This is a genomic window from Vibrio sp. LQ2, assembly GCF_023920125.1.
Taxonomy (GTDB): Bacteria; Pseudomonadota; Gammaproteobacteria; order Enterobacterales; family Vibrionaceae; genus Vibrio; species Vibrio fluvialis.
The window spans coordinates 1516509-1534420 of sequence record NZ_CP085308.1 but is presented as its reverse complement, the minus strand read 5'-3'; the positions used below and the strand labels follow the sequence as shown (position 1 = coordinate 1534420).

Here is a 17912-nt window from a genome sequence, read left to right as displayed (position 1 = left end):
TTGCAAAAGGTTTTGGGAAATGGTTCGCGGGTTTACCTTACTGGAATTACTGATCACGCTGGCTGTTCTGGCCGTGGTGCTAACGTTCGCAGCGCCCAGTTTTGAGCGTTTTTCACAGCAGAATCAGATGCAGTCGTTGGCGTCTGAACTGCAAGGATTCCTGCTACAAGCCAAATCGGAAGCGGTGTTTCGCAACCAAGATTTATGGGCCCACTTTGTGATGGACAGCAATCCATCTGCATCGGGCCAGTGGACTATTGTGCTGAAAGACAGCGATTCGCCTTCATCTGGAAATACCATTTTGCTACTCAGTGGCCGGGGATTTCGCAACATCAGTTTGGAATCGCACTTCAGTCCCAACAAAATCAAGTTCGATGGTGTGCGCGGTAAAGTTTTTAACGGCAGCCTCTCATTTCATCCGGTCACCGAGACAAGCAAAGAACTCAAACTACGGACGTCATACAGCGCAAATCGAGTGATGATTTGTGGCAATCAAGGAGCCTTGTATGGTTATCCTGCGTGCACGTAAAAAGCTCCGAGGCGCTTCGCTGATCGAATTTATGATCGCCTCGTTAGTGGGGACGATGGCGCTGGCGATAATCGGAAGTGTGCTTATCAGCAGTCAGCGCAGTGCCGCGCAACGCAGCCAAGAAATTCTGCTGCTGCAAAATATCACTAATGTGATGCAAGGGATGAAAGAGGAGATGTATCAGGCCGGGTTTGATGACGTAAACCGAACTTCCGTGTTGTTATCCGGGGCATCAAGCGTGGTTTATACACAAAGTTTTCCCTCCGTAGTTGGTTTTGTGTATCGCGTGGAATCTGCAGGGGCGGCGGCGTATCGCCATGTGGTTTATCGTCAGGACTCCACGGCGTTGAAGTTGTGCGAAAAAATGCGGGCAGCGCCTTTAACCCCCGCGTCTGCGGCGGATTCTATCGTCGGCGATAGCTGTTATTCACTCTTTGATCCCCGGCAGATATCCGTCACCGCGTTTTCTACCGATACTGACGCGTTATCGGGCGGTCTCGTCAGCGGAGCAATGACCACCGTAGCCATTACAGCGGCGTTGACTAACCGTCCGAGTGTTACGCAATCGCTCTCATTTCAAATTCAGCCGAGGAACTGGCAATGAGCTACACCAGTCAACGAGGAGTAGCGACGCTGCTGATTACTTCGATACTGCTGACGGTTGCTTTAGTTGTCACGCTCGGGATGTATAAGAATCTGTTTTTTCAAATCAAGCGCGCGCAGAACGAGGTCAGAGCCAAGCAGCAATTTTGGATGGCGGAAGGTGGACTGGAATGTATCTACAGTGTGACCCAAACGACGCATATGCTGCCGACAGCCAGCCATTATTCCGCCTGTGATTCCAGCGGTTTACTGAGTTTTAGTTATCAGAATCCCGGTCGCGGGCAATGGAAAGTCACCGCGCAGTATGGCTATCAGCATCTGAGTAAAACCATTCGCTATCCGGCCTCTGCGTCCGGTGTGCTCAAAGCCACTTCAAATCTGTATTTTGCTGGCGGGTTGTCGATGTTGGCCGACCCGGGACTCAGCCTGGGGGATAGCCAATGGGCCTGTACCATGTTGCGCTACAGCAAGGAGTTTTATGTGAACGGCACCTTGGCCAACCTTGGGCTGAGTGACACTCACTTGCCGTACAGTGGATTTCCAACCGGTCAAAGCTGTCACGGTGATTATATGACGACTACGACAGCGGGTTATGCCACACCGACGGGCTTGGAAAAGGACTTCGTCAATGATCTTCACCAAACTCCTTTTGAGGATTTGTTCGGTGAAGCGCGCAGCGAATGGTACAAGGTTATGTCTGACCCTCAGTTCAGTAAGATCTCCGCCACCAGTCTGTTTAATGCCAGCGGAGTATTGCTGAGCCAGACTTCCTTGCCAACGCCAGCACCAATCACAAATTGTGGTGAACAAATAGTGCAGCAGATTCAGTTGGGGAAGGATTTGTTGTGGGTTTATGGCAGTTGCCATCTTGAGCACTCAGACTTAACGGCAATCGGTGATGCGATTGATGCGGCTGGCTCGGCGATTGATGGCGTGATCCTGATCATTCACAACGGTTTGCTTTCAACGGAAGGGGCTCTGACGTTTAAAGGCATGATCTATCACTTTATCTCTCAGGCTGCAGATGGCACGCCAGATTTCGTCCCTTCAGAGGCTCAATGGCAGGCTCTGAATCTCACTCAGGCCAACTTACTCAAAAGCGCGGTCGATCATACGCCGGATGTGCTTCCTGCGGTATCGATTGACAATACGAGCTATTTTCAAACGGGCGCCTTTTACCCGACCGGCGGCTATGTGATGGATGCGCCGGACACTTACGCGGTGTTCAGTTCTTCGATGAGTTTTCAATTCAACCGCGATGCGATTGACGTTCCGCTCAACAAAATCCGCAAGTTCAAATGGCAAAAAGGGTCTTGGTATGGCCAATAGACAACAAGGATTCAGCCTGATTGAAGTGATGATCTCATTTGTCTTAATCGGTGTCGGCGCGTTGGGTTTAGTGAAGCTGCAAGCCTATATCGAACAGAGAGCAGACTTTGCTATGCAGAGCGTTATTGCCCTGAATCTGGCTGAACAAAAACTGGAATGGTTTCGCACTCGCGGCGCATCGTCGGCCAGCCCGACATTAATTGCTGCGGACTTTGACAGTGACATCGTCAGTGGGGAAGACCTGACACACTCAGGATATGTTTTGCGCTGGAGTGTGCCTGCGGCAACGGTATCCGGCTCGTTAAAAACGGTCGTCATGGAGGCGTCCTGGCGGGATCGCCAGGGACAGTCTCAGCGTATCGAGCTAACGACGTCGATATCTCGTTATAGCGAGTATCAGCCATAAATCAGCAGAGTTATGGCATTTTGCGTTGTTTCTTTGCGATTTTTCAATGATGTTGTTTGGCATGTGTTTGTGTGATGTTGTGGTTTTGTGGCTAAATAGCAAAATATGTCTCTAGATATTTCATGATAGGTGGAACTTTGTGCTTGATTGAGTCTTGTCTAATACAATGCTCTGACGCGTAATTGGCCTATCTTGCGCTCTTGTATACCGTGAGACGGCATTCTGTTACGTGGCAGGCTAAGCCGAAATTATTACTAAGGCCTAAAGTAACAACATCTGTCAGGAGTTACGAATGAGTAACCAAGCCGTAAAATCTGCGCCGCCAGCGAACTCAAGTCGCATGGATGGCTTTCTTAATTTCATCGAACGCGCGGGGAACAAAATCCCGGATCCTGCGATTCTATTCTTCTGGGCATTGGTCATCGTCTGGGTTGCCTCTGCGCTGCTATCCAATGTCAGCTTTGACCTCATCAACCCACGCACGGGGGATGCTCTGGAGGTTAAAAACCTGCTGACCGGAGAATCACTGGCCCATTTTCTTGCCAATATGGTGAGTACCTTTACCAGTTTTGCTCCTCTGGGTATTGTCCTGGTCGCGATGCTGGGTGTCGGTGTGGCGGACTCGTCAGGCTTCATCACGACCGGTCTTAAGAAAATGCTTAATGTCACCCCGGCAAAATTGCTGACGCCGATGCTGATTCTGGTGGCGATTGTGTCGCACACTGCGGCCGATGCGGGTTATGTGTTGGTGATTCCGTTGGGCGGTATCATTTTCCACGCAGCGGGCCGACACCCTCTGGCGGGGATTGCGGCGGCGTTTGCCGGCGTATCCGGTGGCTTCTCTGCCAACTTTATTCCATCGGGGATCGATCCTCTGCTTGCGGGCTTTACCCAGACCTCTGCCCAAGTACTGGATGCCGCTTATCAGGTGAATCCGTTGGCGAACATCTTCTTCACCGGTCTTTCTTCGGTGATCATTGTGGCGATTGGCTGGTATGTCACCGAGCGTGTGATTGAGCCGCGTTTACAGAAAATGCCAGTCGATGAGGATGCGGAAGCCGCGCCGGATCTGGGATCGTTCACCGCGATTGAGTCGAAAGCTTTCCGTTACGCAGGCGGTGCGATGCTGCTGGGTATCGGATTGCTGGTGGCGGCCTTGTGGCCGGAAAACTCCGCGCTGCGTTCGCCAGACGGTGAAATCACTGCGTTTTCAGCGCCGATCATGAAGTCGATTGTGCCATTGATCTTCATCCTGTTTATTATTCCGGGCATCGTTTATGGCCGTGTTTCCGGTACTTTTAAAAATAGTAACGATGTCATTAAAGCCATGTCAGGGACGATGGCAACCATGGGCGCTTACATTGTGATGTCGTTCTTCTGCGCGCAGTTTCTGGCGGCATTTGGTCAGTCTAATATCGGAACCATGTTGGCGCTGTATGGGGCGGAAGGGCTGAAAGCGCTTAACCTGCCAGGCGAAGCAACGATTGTCGGTATGATTCTATTGACGGCGATGGTGAACTTGTTGGTCGGTTCTGCTTCTGCGAAGTGGGCGCTGATCGGCCCGATTCTGGTGCCGATGTTGATGGCGGTGGGGATTTCTCCCGAGTTGTCTCAGGCGGCGTACCGCGTGGGCGACTCTGTGTCTAACATCATTTCACCGTTGATGGTGTTCTTCCCGCTGGTGGTGGTGTACTGCCAACGTTACGTGAAAGCGACGGGGATCGGCACACTGGCGTCGCTGATGATGCCATTCTCGATTGCGATGCTGATTGGCTGGACGTTATTCCTGCTTGCTTACTGGGCATTGGGCATTCCGCTTGGTATTCAGGCGCCGTACACCTACAGCATGTAAATAAAAGAAAAGCCCGCGACAGCGGGCTTTTTCATATCCGTGCCGTTACTCGGCTTTGAGGTACTTCGCGTGAAACGCTAAATGATCGGCAATAAAGCTTTGAATAAAGAAGTAGCTGTGGTCATAACCAGGATGCATTCTCAGCGTGATATCAATATCCATCTCTTTAGCGACGCTCATCAGTGTTTCCGGCTGGAGCTGCTCTTGCAGGAAGCTATCCGCTTCGCCCTGATCAATCAGAATGGGGGTGCGCACCAAGTGCGATTTAAACAGTTCGACCGCGTCGTAGTGTTCCCAGGCCGATTTGTCGTCGCCCAGATAATGGCGAAACGCTTTCTGACCCCATGGCACTGCCATCGGATGGCAGATTGGGCTGAAGGCAGAAATTGAGGTGTAGTGGTTCTGGTTTTTCGCACCAATGGTCAATGCGCCGTGGCCGCCCATACTGTGGCCGGAAATCGCCTTACGCGTGCTGACCGGAAAATGTGTTTCGATAAGCGCTGGTAACTCATCAACGATGTAACTGTACATCTGATAGTTGGCTTTCCATGGCTCCTGTGTCGCATTGAGGTAGAAGCCTGCACCCAGGCCGAAATCGTACGCACCGTCGGGATCATCGGGTACGTGCTCGCCACGGGGGCTGGTGTCCGGTGCGACAATTGCAATGCCCAGTTCGGCCGCTTTTTGAAACGCGGCGGCTTTTTGCATGAAGTTTTCATCGGTGCAGGTCAGCCCGGATAACCAGTACAATACGGGGACTGGTGTGCCCGCGGTGGCTTGAGGCGGCAGATATATCGCAAAGCGCATGTCGCAGCTCAACACGTCCGAATGATGCTGATACTGTTTGTGCCAGCCATCAAACACTTTGGCCTGAGTAAGATTGGTTAAACTCATGGTGACTCCTTTGACGAGGTATTGCCTGCCCAGACAATATTGCAGCTCTGCTGGCTGCAACATTCTATTCTCCGGTCAGCATCGCCCGTCATTGCTGAGGGTTGGCGATTATTTGAAATGGATCACCGAGCGAATGCTTTCACCCGAATGCATCAGCTCAAACGCTTGGTTGATCTCGTCGAGCGGCATGGTGTGAGTAATGAACTCCTGCAGACCAAATTCACCCGCCAGATACTGTTCAACAATGCCCGGCAGTTGTGAACGACCTTTCACGCCGCCAAATGCGCTGCCGCGCCATACTCGGCCAGTCACCAGCTGGAATGGACGGGTAGAGATTTCCTGACCTGCGCCCGCAACACCAATGATGACGGATTCGCCCCAACCTTTGTGACAGCATTCCAGCGCCTGGCGCATCACGTTCACGTTGCCGATACATTCGAACGAGAAGTCGACGCCGCCGTCAGTCATCTCGATGATAACGTCCTGAATCGGCTTATCGAATTTCTGTGGGTTGATGCAGTCGGTCGCACCCAGTTGCTTCGCCAGTTCGAATTTCTTCTCATTGATATCGATACCAATAATACGGCTCGCGCCAACCATTCGAGCGCCGATGATCGCGGACAAGCCGATACCACCCAGACCAAAGATGGCAACGGTGTCGCCTTTTTTCACTTTGGCGGTGTTCATGACTGCGCCCATACCCGTGGTCACGCCACAACCCAGCAGACAGATCTCTTCCAATGGTGCTTCTTTGTTGACTTTCGCTAACGAGATTTCTGGCAGCACGGTGTATTCAGAGAAGGTTGAACAGCCCATGTAGTGGAAAATGGGTTCGCCATCTTTGTAGAAACGCGTCGTGCCGTCTGGCATCAAGCCTTTGCCCTGAGTGGCACGCACAGCGCTACACAGGTTGGTTTTGCCTGATTTACAGAACTTACATTCGCCACATTCGGCGGTGTAGAGTGGAATGACGTGATCGCCCACTTCCACGCTGGTGACGCCTTCACCAACCATTTCAACGATACCGCCGCCTTCATGGCCAAGGATCGCCGGGAATACGCCTTCAGGATCATCACCAGACAGGGTAAACGCGTCCGTGTGGCAAACGCCCGATGCGACGATGCGCACCAGCACTTCGCCTTTACGTGGCAGCATAACGTCCACTTCTTCCATCTTCAGTGGCTGATTTGGGCCCCAGGCAACCGCGGCACGAGATTTAATGAATTTGTCTTGAGACATGGAGTGATTCCTTTTCATACATTGCAATCGAGTGGGGGGCGCGGCTAAACGCCCAACCAAGATTGTCAGTATAGTCCTTTCATTTCGCGGTATAATTGGGTCAAAATGAGAATAACTTTTACGGCATTGTAATAATAAACAACGGATAAGGTGAAATGGCGAGTTGGGAAGGGGTGAGTGAATTTGTTGCCGTCGCAGAGACAGGCAGTTTTACTCAGGCAGCAAAACGCTTGGTAACCTCGGTGGCGAATGTCAGCCGAAGGATTGCGTTGCTGGAAGAGCGGTTGGGGGTCAAGCTGCTGTTGCGCACGACGCGCAAAGTCTCGCTCACCGAAGCCGGTCAGGTGTATTACCAGCAATGCCGTGCATTGCTGGAGGGGCTGGAGCAGGCTGAGCTGACTGTGACTCAGATGCAACAAACGCCGAGAGGTAAACTGAAAGTGACGGCGCCGGTTACCTACGGCGAACAGAAAATTGCGCCGTTGCTGAACGATTTCTTGCTGCAGCATCCGAAGCTGGAGTTGGAATTGGTTCTGACCAACCAGAAACTGGATTTGATTGAGCAGGGCGTGGATGTCGCGGTGCGTCTTGGTCAGTTGGACGATTCCAGCTTTATTGCCCGCCGCCTGAGTAATCGCCATTTGTATGTCTGTGCGACGCCGGACTATCTTGCCCAATGTGGCACGCCGCACACTCTGTCTGAACTGACTAAACACAGTTGTCTGGTCGGGACATACGATCACTGGCGTTTCAAAGAAAATCAGCAGTCGCGCTCGATTCGTGTCAAAGGACGCCTCAGTTGCAGCAGCGGCGTCGTGCTGTTAGATGCGGTGCTCAAAGGTATGGGGCTGGCGCAACTGCCGGATTATTACGTCGAAGAGCATCTGCTTTCGGGCCGTTTGGTCGAAGTGCTGCCAAGCTATCGTGATGACCGGGAAGGGGTCTGGGCGCTTTATCCGCAAAACCGCCATTTATCGCCGAAAGTGCGTTTGCTGGTGGATTATCTGGCGCAGCATTTATCTGCACTGGCGATGCCGCTATAATTGCGCCCCCAACAGATGAGGTTTCCATGACAGATACAACCGCCACTTTTACCCCTGAAGATGAACATTTCATGCGCCGAGCGATGGAACTTGCCCAGCAGGCTGAAGCAGAAGGTGAAGTGCCCGTCGGTGCGTTGCTGGTCAAGGATGGCGAGATCATTGCGGAAGGGTGGAACCGTTCCATTGGTGCCTGCGATGCCACTGCGCACGCTGAAATTCAGGTGCTGCGCAAAGCGGGTGCGACGCTGCATAACTATCGTCTGCTCGATACTACCTTGTATGTGACGCTTGAACCGTGTCCGATGTGTGCGGGTGCCTTGCTGCACAGCCGGGTTAAACGCATCGTTTATGGTGCACCGGATCTCAAAGCCGGTGCGGCAGGCACGGTGATGGATCTGTTCAGCAGTCAGGCTGCGTATCACTATGCCACGGTGGAAAAGGGGTTGTTGGAAGAGGAATGCCGCCAGCAACTGCAGGCGTTTTTTCAACGTCGGCGCAAAGAGATCAAAGCGCAGAAAGATGCCGAGAAACTGCGTTCTGCCCAATCGGATGCACCGAAGCTGTAAATCTAGCGGTCGATCAGGGAAAGAAGTGCAACGAAGAATGAAAGCGGAATGTTGGGCAAACATCTACTTGCGGTAGATGTTTGCTGCTCGAAAGTGTCAGTCCGACAACTGTACGAACGCGCGATGGCGAGCCAGAACTTTTTTCTTGGTATTGGCTAACATACGGCGACGACGGTTCGCTGACACGGCTTTGCTAAGGAGTTTTGAGTGCCGTTTACGTTTCAGCATAAAACACCCTCCTACTACTGACTATAAACAAGAAACCCTGTCCGGACCGGATACGCAGTGCGTTAAGCCTAAGCTGCGCGCGTACATGAAGTCCGCTCACCGCTCGAGTATTCGCGCATCGAAGTATTTTGGTCGGTCATTCGCATTCAGTGGCGTTAAGGTTTTCAGGACGGCTGATTAGCCGCCTGAACACAACTCAAAACCGAGTGGAATGTTCTTCAGCAGGGAACCCAAAAATAACAGCTTATCGTGTATTTATTGCACTTGATTTTCACTGCTTTCAGAAAACACGCAAGCGATCAAGTTCACACATCTGTGTAAGGTTTTCCCTGCTGAAAATCAAGTGATTAATTATTGCTCACATTTTGCGCGTCGGAGGCCGCAGAGCTGGTTTCAGTACTGCTTTCCACGGTGGCGTCGATGTCAGACTCATCCTCGGTGATCTCCTCTTCCGGAGTGATCACCGTCAGATCGTCAGTACCGGAATCGACGGTGGTGACATGTTTTTGTTCCATGTGACCAATGATGCTCTGGTAGTAGCGGCGAATGTTTTCCACGTACGACAACGCTTCGTCGCCACGCGCATAACCATAGCGGGTTTGCGCGAAATATTTTTTCTGGCGCAGTTGTGGCAGGCGATCTTTTACATCCGCCCACGCATCCGGTGAGCCACCCTGCAGCTTGGTCAGGCGGCGGGCATCCATCATGTGGCCATAGCCGACGTTGTAGGAAGCCAGTGCAAACCAGATTTTCTCGTGATCGGGAATGGAATCGGGAATGCGCTCCATCATGCGACGCAGATATTCCACCCCGCCGCGCACGGATTGCTCAGGGTTGAGTCGATTGGTGACATCCACGCTGCGGGCGGTGGGCAGCGTCAGCATCATCATGCCGCGCACGCCGGTGGGGGATTTGGCACTCGGATTCCAGTGCGATTCCTGATAGGCGAGAGCGGCAATCAGGCGCCAGTCAAATTCTTCCGAATATTTCTGAAACAGCGGCATCCATTTCGGCAGGCGGGTATCCAGCGCGCGCAGAAATGCACGGGTATCCACATAGTCAAACGTACCAACGTGACCGATGTATTTCTCTTCCAGTGACGCCAGGCTGCCGGACTGCTTCAGATTGCCGAAAAACTCAATCATCATGGCGTACAAGCTTTCGTCATCGGAACGGCGCATAAACCACGAGATCGGCTGGTCTTCGGTCATCTCAAACGCTGTGGCGATATCGGGATAAATGCGTTGAGACAGGGAAATTTCGACCGAGTCGGCCATGGTGAACTTGAGTTCACCCTGTGAAACCTGTTTGAGCAGATCGTTGACATCGGCGTTGTTATCAACGTAGTAGCGAAATTCCGGATAGGTACTTTTCAGTGATTCTAATGTGCTCTCAAAATGGGAGTCGTTCACCACGCTGAAAATGGGCGCGTCACCACTTTCATTGTACAGTTCATCTTGTTTGGCGATGAGCTGCTCAATGCTGCGTGGGCGCCATTGGCCTTTTTTATACACCACTTGTTGCGACACATAATAGTAGGCCGGGCCCGCTCGGTAATCTTTCAGGCGCTGCTCTGACTGGCTGAGGCCTGCAGCGATGATGTCGATTTCACCGTTTTTCAGCGCTGGAAACAGACTGGATAAACGGTAGGCTGGTTTCATTTCGAGTTTGACACCCAGCTCGCGTGCAAATTCACGCGCCAGTTCGTAGTCCAGACCGGAGGGGCCATCAGGACCGATATAATAAGAGAGCTGATTGTTAAGAGTGCCGACGCGCAACACGCCGCGTGCGCGGATTTGGTCGAGTTCACTTTTGGGTTCTGAGTCGATTTGGCACCCGGCTAGCAAAAGAGTCAAAGCGGCCAGAAAGAGGGTGCGACTCATAGAAGCGAATGAAAGCTTGGTCATTAATTCTGATTCTCTTACGTCAAGTAGTGCCTTTATATCAAACACCAAACACTTGGCAAAGTTTTGCGGTCAGGTGCTGCTAATGGCGTCTAACATTTGACCAAATGGGTTGTAATTCAAATTTAACGAAAAAAATGACGCAAACGGTTGCTTTTGGTGTTACGTCACAAAAAAAAATCCTCTATAATGCGCACGCAATGGAGAGGTGAAATCGGTATAAGTTCAACACTAATAGCCTAATATGCTGTTATTTAAGTGAATTTATTCCAATTACATCTTAATCACTTGTATATAGAGACCTAAGCACATGAGAATTTTGCGTGGCTCCCCAGCTCTTTCCGAGTTTCGTGTAAGCAAACTACTTGAAACTTGTCGCGAACAAAACCTGCCTGTAACCGGCATCTATGCTGAGTTCATGCACTTTGCAGACCTCAAAGCAGACTTGGACAGCCAGGAACTGGAAAAGTTAGAGAAGCTGCTGACTTACGGTCCAACCATTCAAGAACACGAGCCACAGGGTTTACTCCTGCTGGTGACGCCTCGTCCGGGCACTATTTCTCCTTGGTCTTCTAAAGCAACGGATATTGCGCACAACTGTGGTCTGGCGTCGATCAAACGTCTGGAACGCGGTACGGCGTACTACGTTGAGAGCGAAGCGGCGCTGACGCAAGAGCAGGTAACGACTCTGAAAGCCTTGCTGCACGATCGCATGATGGAAGTCGTGTTCGCGGAACTCGACGCGGCACAAGCGCTATTCAGCGTGGCAGAACCCGCGCCAATGACTCAGGTGGATATCCTGGCAGGCGGTCGAGTTGCGCTGGAAGAAGCAAACGTTTCCCTAGGTCTGGCACTGGCGGAAGATGAAATTGATTACTTGGTGGAGAACTTCATCAAGCTGGGTCGTAACCCGAATGACATTGAGCTGATGATGTTTGCTCAGGCGAACTCTGAGCACTGCCGTCACAAAATTTTCAATGCGGATTGGACTATCGACGGTGTTGATCAGGATAAATCGCTGTTCAAGATGATCAAGAACACCTTCGAAACCACGCCGGATCACGTGCTGTCTGCCTACAAAGACAACGCAGCGGTCATGACCGGTTCGAAAGTCGGCCGTTTCTTCCCGGATCCGGACTCACGTCAATACACCTACCACCACGAAGACGCCCACATTCTGATGAAAGTGGAAACGCACAACCACCCAACGGCGATTTCGCCTTGGCCAGGTGCGTCAACCGGTAGCGGCGGTGAAATTCGTGATGAAGGCGCAACCGGTATCGGTGGTAAGCCAAAAGCGGGTCTGGTGGGCTTTACGGTATCTAACCTGCGCATCCCTGACTTTGTTCAGCCTTGGGAAAGTGATTTTGGTAAACCAAGCCGCATCGTGAGCGCGCTGGATATCATGATTGAAGGTCCTCTGGGCGGCGCGGCATTCAACAACGAATTTGGTCGTCCAAACCTGCTGGGTTACTTCCGTACTTATGAAGAGAAAGTCACCTCGCACGCGGGTGAAGAGATCCGTGGTTACCACAAGCCAATCATGATTGCTGGCGGTATGGGTAACATTCGTGACGAACACGTACAGAAAAAAGAAATCCCGGTTGGCGCGAAACTGATCGTGCTGGGTGGTCCGGCGATGAACATCGGTCTGGGCGGCGGCGCAGCGTCTTCAATGGCGTCGGGTCAGTCGGCAGAAGATTTGGATTTTGCTTCAGTACAACGTGAAAACCCAGAGATGGAACGTCGTTGTCAGGAAGTGATCGACCGCTGCTGGCAGCTGGGCGATGCGAACCCAATCGCGTTTATCCACGATGTGGGCGCGGGCGGTATCTCGAACGCACTGCCAGAGCTGGTTAACGATGGCGATCGTGGCGGTAAATTCCAGCTGCGTGACGTGCCAAACGATGAACCGGGCATGAGCCCGCTGGAAATCTGGTGTAACGAATCGCAAGAGCGTTATGTGCTGGCGGTTGCGCCGGAGCACATGGCGGCATTTGATGCTATCTGTAAGCGTGAGCGCGCACCCTATGCAGTCGTGGGCGTGGCAACGGAAGATCGTCATCTGACTTTGGAAGACAGCCACTTCGATAACATGCCAATCGACATGCCGATGGACATTCTGCTTGGTAAGCCGCCGAAAATGCACCGTGAAGCGACCACGCTGAAAGTGACCAGCCCAGCGATTGATCGCAGCGGTATCGAACTCAATGAAGCTGTGGATCGCGTGCTGCGTCTACCGGCTGTGGCTGAGAAAACCTTCCTGATCACCATCGGTGACCGCACTGTAACGGGTCTGGTGGCTCGTGACCAGATGGTTGGTCCTTGGCAGGTGCCAGTGGCCAACTGCGCGGTAACGGCAGCAAGCTACGACACTTACCACGGTGAAGCGATGTCTATGGGCGAGCGCACTCCCGTCGCTCTGCTTGACTTCGGCGCATCGGCGCGCCTGGCGGTGGGTGAATCTCTGACCAACATCGCGGCAACCGATATCGGCGATATCAAACACATCAAACTGTCAGCGAACTGGATGTCTCCTGCCGGTCACCCGGGTGAAGATGCGGGTCTGTACGAAGCGGTGAAAGCGGTGGGTGAAGAGCTGTGTCCTGCGCTGGGCCTGACCATTCCGGTTGGTAAAGACTCGATGTCGATGAAGACCAAGTGGAACGAGAACGGCGAAAACAAAGAAGTGACCTCGCCGCTGTCGCTTGTCATCACCGCGTTTGCGCGTGTGGAAGATGTGCGTAAGACCATCACACCACAACTGCGTACCGATCTGGGTGAAACGTCTCTGGTGCTGGTGGATCTGGGTAACGGTCAGAATCGTCTGGGCGCGACGGCCTTGGCGCAAGTTTACAAGCAGTTGGGTGACAAGCCGGCTGACGTTGACAATGCCGAGCAACTGAAAGGCTTCTTCGATGCGATGCAAACTCTGGTTCGCAACGACAAGTTGGTGGCTTACCACGATAAAGGCGATGGCGGTCTGTTTGTCACGCTGGCTGAAATGGCGTTCGCGGGTCACTGTGGTGTGAAAGCCAACATTGAAACGCTGGGTGACGATGTACTGGCAGCGCTGTTCAACGAAGAGTTGGGTGCGGTAATTCAGGTCAAGAACGATGAACTGAATGCGGTATTGGCCACGCTGGCGGCTAATGGTCTGGCGGATTGTTCACACGTTATCGGTGAAGTTGACGCATCAGATGCATTTGTGGTGACTTCGGGTGAACAAGTCCTTCTGCAGCGTTCACGTACCGAAATGCGTACCATCTGGGCCGAAACGACGCACAAGATGCAAGCAATGCGCGACAACCCAGCGTGCGCCGATCAAGAATTTGCGGCGAAAAAAGACAACTCAGATCCAGGTCTGAACGTGTCATTGAGCTTTGATGTCAACCAAGACGTCGCGGCACCTTACATCGCAAAAGGCGCGAAGCCTAAGATGGCGATTCTGCGTGAGCAGGGCGTGAACTCACACGTTGAAATGGCGGCAGCGTTTGACCGTGCGGGCTTTGACGCAGTCGACATTCACATGAGCGACATTCTGACCGGTCAAGCGGTACTGGATGAGTACCAAGGTCTGGTCGCGTGTGGTGGGTTCTCCTACGGTGACGTGCTGGGCGCGGGTGAAGGTTGGGCGAAATCGGTGCTGTTCAATGTGCAGGCTCGCGAACAGTTCGAGCAGTTCTTCAACCGTCAGGACACGTTCTCGCTAGGTGTGTGTAACGGTTGTCAAATGCTGTCTAACCTGAAAGAACTGATCCCGGGTGCAGACTTGTGGCCACGTTTCGTGCGCAACGAATCGGAGCGTTTTGAAGCGCGCTTTAGTCTGGTTGAAGTGCAGAAGTCGGATTCTGTGTTCTTCGATGGCATGGCCGGCTCTCGTATGCCGATTGCGGTCTCTCACGGTGAAGGTCGCGTGGAAGTTCGCGATGAAGCTCACCTCAGTGCGATTGAGCAATCAGGCACGGTTGCAGTCCGTTTCGTGGATAACTTCGGTAACCCGACGCAGCAGTACCCGAACAACCCGAACGGCTCGCCAAATGCGATTACCGGTCTGACAACGAAAGACGGCCGCGTCACCATCATGATGCCGCACCCAGAGCGTGTATTCCGCACGGTGGCGAACTCATGGCACCCAGATAACTGGGGTGAAAATGGTGCCTGGATGCGTATGTTCCAGAACGCACGTAAGAACCTGGGTTAATCAACCATCCAACGAAAAAGCGCAGACCTGGGTCTGCGTTTTTTTTATCTGTTGGTTTCAAAGCGGCAAAAAAACGGCCATTCGGCCGTTGGGTGTGTACTTTATTCCTGTCGATGGGCAGGCCGATTAACGGAACTGGCCAACTTGGGGCAGAAATTCAAAGCCTGCCGCAGCAAGACGCGCTTCGAGCGCTGCACGGTCAATGTCGAAGTAAACCACCAGCTTGTCGAGATCGCCGCCGAAATCGTCACGCAGCTTCATATTCACAATGCTCATCAGCATCACGGGATCCATAGTGGCAAAGTTCGCCAGATTCATGTTCAGTCCTCGAAATCAGAAATCAGTAAGTTGGCCGCCGCAAACGCCGCTTTTTCACGGGTTTCTTTGGGGAGGGTGGTGTCAGCAGCGATGTCATTGAGTGCGCGCACTGCGCAGGAAATCGCCTGCGGCACGTACCCTTGGTCACCACTGCCAATCTGTGCGTAAAGTTCACGCACCAATTCACAACACGCGTAGACTTGCATGGTTTTGTCCTCGAAATAGAATCTGTGTCCAATATACACACACAGCCAGTCGCTGACAAAACTGTGGTTTGCGCTGGCGCAATCTCTTGGTGTAATTGGTGAATTATTCTCCGCGCACCTGCTGATTGAGGTCAGCAATCAGTGCATCATCCAGCCGCATCTGTTTGCCAAGCTCACGCAAATACGCTTTTTCCATGAAGTTCTGTTCATCGACAATCAACAAGGAAGCGAGATAGAGCTCCGATGCTTGGGCTGGCGTCTGAGCCAGAAGGGCGATTTCAGTGGGATCGAGCGGCTTTTTCAGTTCTTGTTCGATCAGAGTTTGCACGCTGGCATCGGCTCCGAGTTCATTCACAGCTTGGTTGATGTGCGCCATTTCCTGTTCATCGACATGGCCATCCGCTTTGGCTGCGGCGATCATCGCCTTAAGAATTAACAGCTCATGACGTGGATTGTGCTCATCAAAGGTGGCTGAGGGTGGGGCAGAGGCGGGCTGTTTGGCTTGCCAGTCATTGTAAACCTTATATGCCAGTGCGCCTAAAGCGGCAGCGCCGCCGATTTTCAAAGCACTCTTGCCAAGTTTCTTACTTTTTCTCGACCCCATCAGAATGCCCAGTAAGCCGCCACCGAGCGCGCCGGCACCCAATGTGGCGAGTTGGCTTTTGTCTTTGGTGAGTGACTGTGCCTGCTGAGTGCCTTTCTGCACCAAGTCTGAATTAAGTGCTTGATTGAGTAATGCTTTCAGATCCATAAATCACCTCCTTGAGTGTGTTTACAGTCTAAGAAGCACAACATGAACTGAGGATTAATTGCATAAAAAAAGCTGCCCGAAGGCAGCTTTTCAAACTCAGTTGGCGATTAAGCCATTTGTGCTTTGATGTGTTCAACGATCTGGTCGATGGCAATCGAAGTCTTCTCACCGCTGCGGCGGTTTTTATACTCGAAGTTGCCTTCGTCCATGCTGCGATCGCCAATAACGATCGTGTGTGGCACACCAATCAGTTCCATGTCAGAGAACATTACGCCCGGACGCTCTTTACGGTCATCAAACAGTACGTCGATACCTGCAGCGCTCAATTCCGCGTACAGTTTTTCTGCTGCTTGCTGAACGCGCTCTGATTTGTGCATGTTCATCGGTACGATCGCAACCTGGAACGGTGCAATCGCATCAGGCCAGATGATGCCGTACTGGTCGTTGTTCTGTTCAATGGCAGCGGCCACCACACGAGAAACACCGATACCGTAACAGCCCATTTCCAGAATGACGTTTTTGCCGTCTGGACCCAGAACGCTACAGTTCATTTTCTCTGAGTAGTTGGTACCCAGTTGGAAGATGTGACCCACTTCGATACCACGTTTTAGCATCAGGGTACCTTTGCCACATGGGCTAGGATCGCCTTCTACCACGTTACGCAGGTCTGCCACTTTACCCAGTTCAACGTCACGACCCCAGTTGATACCGAAGTAGTGTTTACCATCGATGTTCGCACCTGCGCCGAAATCACTCATCACGGCCACAGTGCGGTCAACGATGAATGGCAGTTGCAGGCCAACAGGACCCAGAGAACCAGGGCCTGCGCCGATCAGCGCGCGAATTTCTTCTTCGCCGGCCATTTCCAGTGGCGATGCCACTTCTGGCAGATTTTCTGCTTTGATTTCGTTCAGTTCGTGATCGCCACGGACCAGCAGCGCAACGATAGGCGCGTCGATCTCGTCAGAGGCTTTCACAAACAGAGTTTTAATGGTTTTCTCGATTGGCAGACCGTGTTGCTCCACCAGTTCCGCGATGGTTTTCGCGTTTGGCGTATCAACCAGAGTCATTTCCTGCGTTGGCGCTGCGGCTTCTGCGGCAGGAGCAATCGCTTCTGCTTTTTCGATATTGGCTGCGTAATCTGATTCAGTTGAGAAAACGATCAGGTCTTCACCACTTTCAGCCAGTACGTGGAATTCTTGTGAACCGTTACCACCAATGGCACCGCTGTCTGCCAGCACTGGACGGTAGTCCAGACCCATACGGTCAAACGCTTTGCAGTAAGCGGCGTGCATTGCATCATAAGATTTTTGCAGACCATCTTTGTCGATGTCGAAGCTGTATGCGTCCATCATCGAAAATTCACGTGCACGCATCACACCGAAACGAGGGCGACGTTCATCACGGAACTTAGTTTGAATCTGATACAGGTTCAGCGGCAGCTGCTTGTATGAGCTCACTTCATTGCGCACCAGCGCAGTGATCACTTCTTCAGCAGTCGGGCTAAGAACAAACGGACGAACGTGACGGTCAGTAAAGCGAAGCAGCTCAGGACCCATCTTTTCGCTGCGTCCTGTCTCTTCCCATAGTTCAAACGGCTGAACAACGGGCATCAAAGTTTCGATTGCACCTGCATTATCGATTTCTTGACGAACGATGTTTTCGACTTTACGCAGCACGCGCAGACCAGTAGGTAGCCAGGTGTATAGGCCTGAAGCTAGCTTACGGATCATACCCGCACGTAGCATGAGCTGATGGCTCACAACTTCTGCGTCGTTTGGAGTCTCCTTCAGAGTAGAAAGAAGATATTTACTGGTACGCATTTAGGTATCCGTTTTTC

At 52.3% G+C, this 17912-nt stretch carries 16 protein-coding genes; 8 read left to right on the top strand and 8 right to left on the bottom strand.

Annotated features, from left to right (window positions below; all coding sequences use genetic code 11):
- Positions 1-19: 19 nt before the first annotated feature.
- The 5 genes from LGV68_RS07160 (at position 20) to LGV68_RS07140 (ending at position 4719) form a co-directional block, all read left to right on the top strand.
- On the top strand, positions 20-529 hold the full coding sequence (locus LGV68_RS07160; RefSeq protein WP_171933423.1) for a GspH/FimT family pseudopilin: 510 nt from the start codon (positions 20-22) through the stop codon (positions 527-529).
- On the top strand, positions 507-1133 hold the full coding sequence (locus LGV68_RS07155; RefSeq protein WP_252536409.1) for a pilus assembly protein PilW: 627 nt from the start codon (positions 507-509) through the stop codon (positions 1131-1133). The genes LGV68_RS07160 and LGV68_RS07155 overlap by 23 nt, the downstream gene beginning before the upstream one ends.
- Entirely contained in the window at positions 1130-2461 is a 1332-nt protein-coding gene (locus LGV68_RS07150) for a hypothetical protein (RefSeq protein ID WP_171933425.1), read from the top strand. Before LGV68_RS07155 ends, LGV68_RS07150 begins: the two co-directional genes overlap by 4 nt.
- On the top strand, positions 2451-2867 hold the full coding sequence (locus tag LGV68_RS07145) for a prepilin-type N-terminal cleavage/methylation domain-containing protein (protein WP_020328118.1): 417 nt from the start codon (positions 2451-2453) through the stop codon (positions 2865-2867). Before LGV68_RS07150 ends, LGV68_RS07145 begins: the two co-directional genes overlap by 11 nt.
- Positions 2868-3159: 292 nt before the next feature.
- Positions 3160-4719: an AbgT family transporter gene (locus LGV68_RS07140; RefSeq protein ID WP_158142328.1), complete on the top strand. Its 1560-nt coding sequence runs from the start codon at positions 3160-3162 to the stop codon at positions 4717-4719.
- Positions 4720-4764: 45 nt separating this feature from the next.
- On the opposite strand, the gene fghA is transcribed toward LGV68_RS07140, so the two are convergent.
- Both fghA and LGV68_RS07130 read right to left on the bottom strand, forming a co-directional pair.
- On the bottom strand, positions 4765-5613 hold the full coding sequence (fghA, locus tag LGV68_RS07135) for an S-formylglutathione hydrolase (RefSeq protein WP_020328116.1): 849 nt from the start codon (positions 5611-5613) through the stop codon (positions 4765-4767).
- A gap of 108 nt (positions 5614-5721) precedes the next feature.
- Positions 5722-6852, bottom strand: coding sequence for an S-(hydroxymethyl)glutathione dehydrogenase/class III alcohol dehydrogenase (locus LGV68_RS07130; protein ID WP_020328115.1), 1131 nt, complete (start codon positions 6850-6852; stop codon positions 5722-5724).
- A 155-nt stretch (positions 6853-7007) separates the two neighbouring features.
- Here LGV68_RS07130 and LGV68_RS07125 point away from each other — a divergent pair, with 155 nt between their 5' ends.
- Both LGV68_RS07125 and tadA read left to right on the top strand, forming a co-directional pair.
- A complete protein-coding gene (locus LGV68_RS07125) occupies positions 7008-7895 on the top strand; it encodes a LysR substrate-binding domain-containing protein (protein WP_158133170.1) in 888 nt (295 codons plus the stop codon).
- A gap of 26 nt (positions 7896-7921) precedes the next feature.
- Positions 7922-8461 (top strand): tRNA adenosine(34) deaminase TadA, encoded by a 540-nt coding sequence (tadA, locus tag LGV68_RS07120; RefSeq protein WP_020328113.1) that lies wholly within the window; start codon positions 7922-7924, stop codon positions 8459-8461.
- Positions 8462-8557: 96 nt separating this feature from the next.
- Here tadA and LGV68_RS21445 read toward each other — a convergent pair whose 3' ends face one another.
- Both LGV68_RS21445 and mltF read right to left on the bottom strand, forming a co-directional pair.
- A complete protein-coding gene (locus tag LGV68_RS21445; RefSeq protein WP_004729240.1) occupies positions 8558-8689 on the bottom strand; it encodes a hypothetical protein in 132 nt (43 codons plus the stop codon).
- Positions 8690-9036: 347 nt separating this feature from the next.
- Positions 9037-10596: a membrane-bound lytic murein transglycosylase MltF gene (mltF, locus tag LGV68_RS07115; protein ID WP_222728453.1), complete on the bottom strand. Its 1560-nt coding sequence runs from the start codon at positions 10594-10596 to the stop codon at positions 9037-9039.
- A gap of 307 nt (positions 10597-10903) precedes the next feature.
- On the opposite strand from mltF, the gene purL reads away from it, so the two are divergent.
- The gene (purL, locus tag LGV68_RS07110; RefSeq protein WP_222747222.1) at positions 10904-14797 is read left to right on the top strand and encodes a phosphoribosylformylglycinamidine synthase; all 3894 of its coding nucleotides are present in this window, start codon (positions 10904-10906) and stop codon (positions 14795-14797) included.
- A gap of 126 nt (positions 14798-14923) precedes the next feature.
- Here the strand turns inward: purL and LGV68_RS07105 are convergent, their stop codons facing one another.
- The 4 genes from LGV68_RS07105 to LGV68_RS07090 all read right to left on the bottom strand — a co-directional run bounded on the left by LGV68_RS07105 (position 14924) and on the right by LGV68_RS07090 (position 17895).
- Complete coding sequence (locus LGV68_RS07105) at positions 14924-15115, bottom strand: DUF4250 domain-containing protein (protein WP_020328109.1); 192 nt, start codon at positions 15113-15115, stop codon at positions 14924-14926.
- Positions 15116-15117: 2 nt separating this feature from the next.
- A complete protein-coding gene (locus LGV68_RS07100; protein ID WP_020328108.1) occupies positions 15118-15321 on the bottom strand; it encodes a YaeP family protein in 204 nt (67 codons plus the stop codon).
- Positions 15322-15424: 103 nt separating this feature from the next.
- Entirely contained in the window at positions 15425-16072 is a 648-nt protein-coding gene (locus LGV68_RS07095) for a DUF533 domain-containing protein (RefSeq protein ID WP_047463100.1), read from the bottom strand.
- A 107-nt stretch (positions 16073-16179) separates the two neighbouring features.
- Positions 16180-17895, bottom strand: a complete 1716-nt coding sequence (locus LGV68_RS07090; protein WP_020328106.1) for a proline--tRNA ligase — start codon at positions 17893-17895, stop codon at positions 16180-16182.
- Positions 17896-17912: the final 17 nt, after the last annotated feature.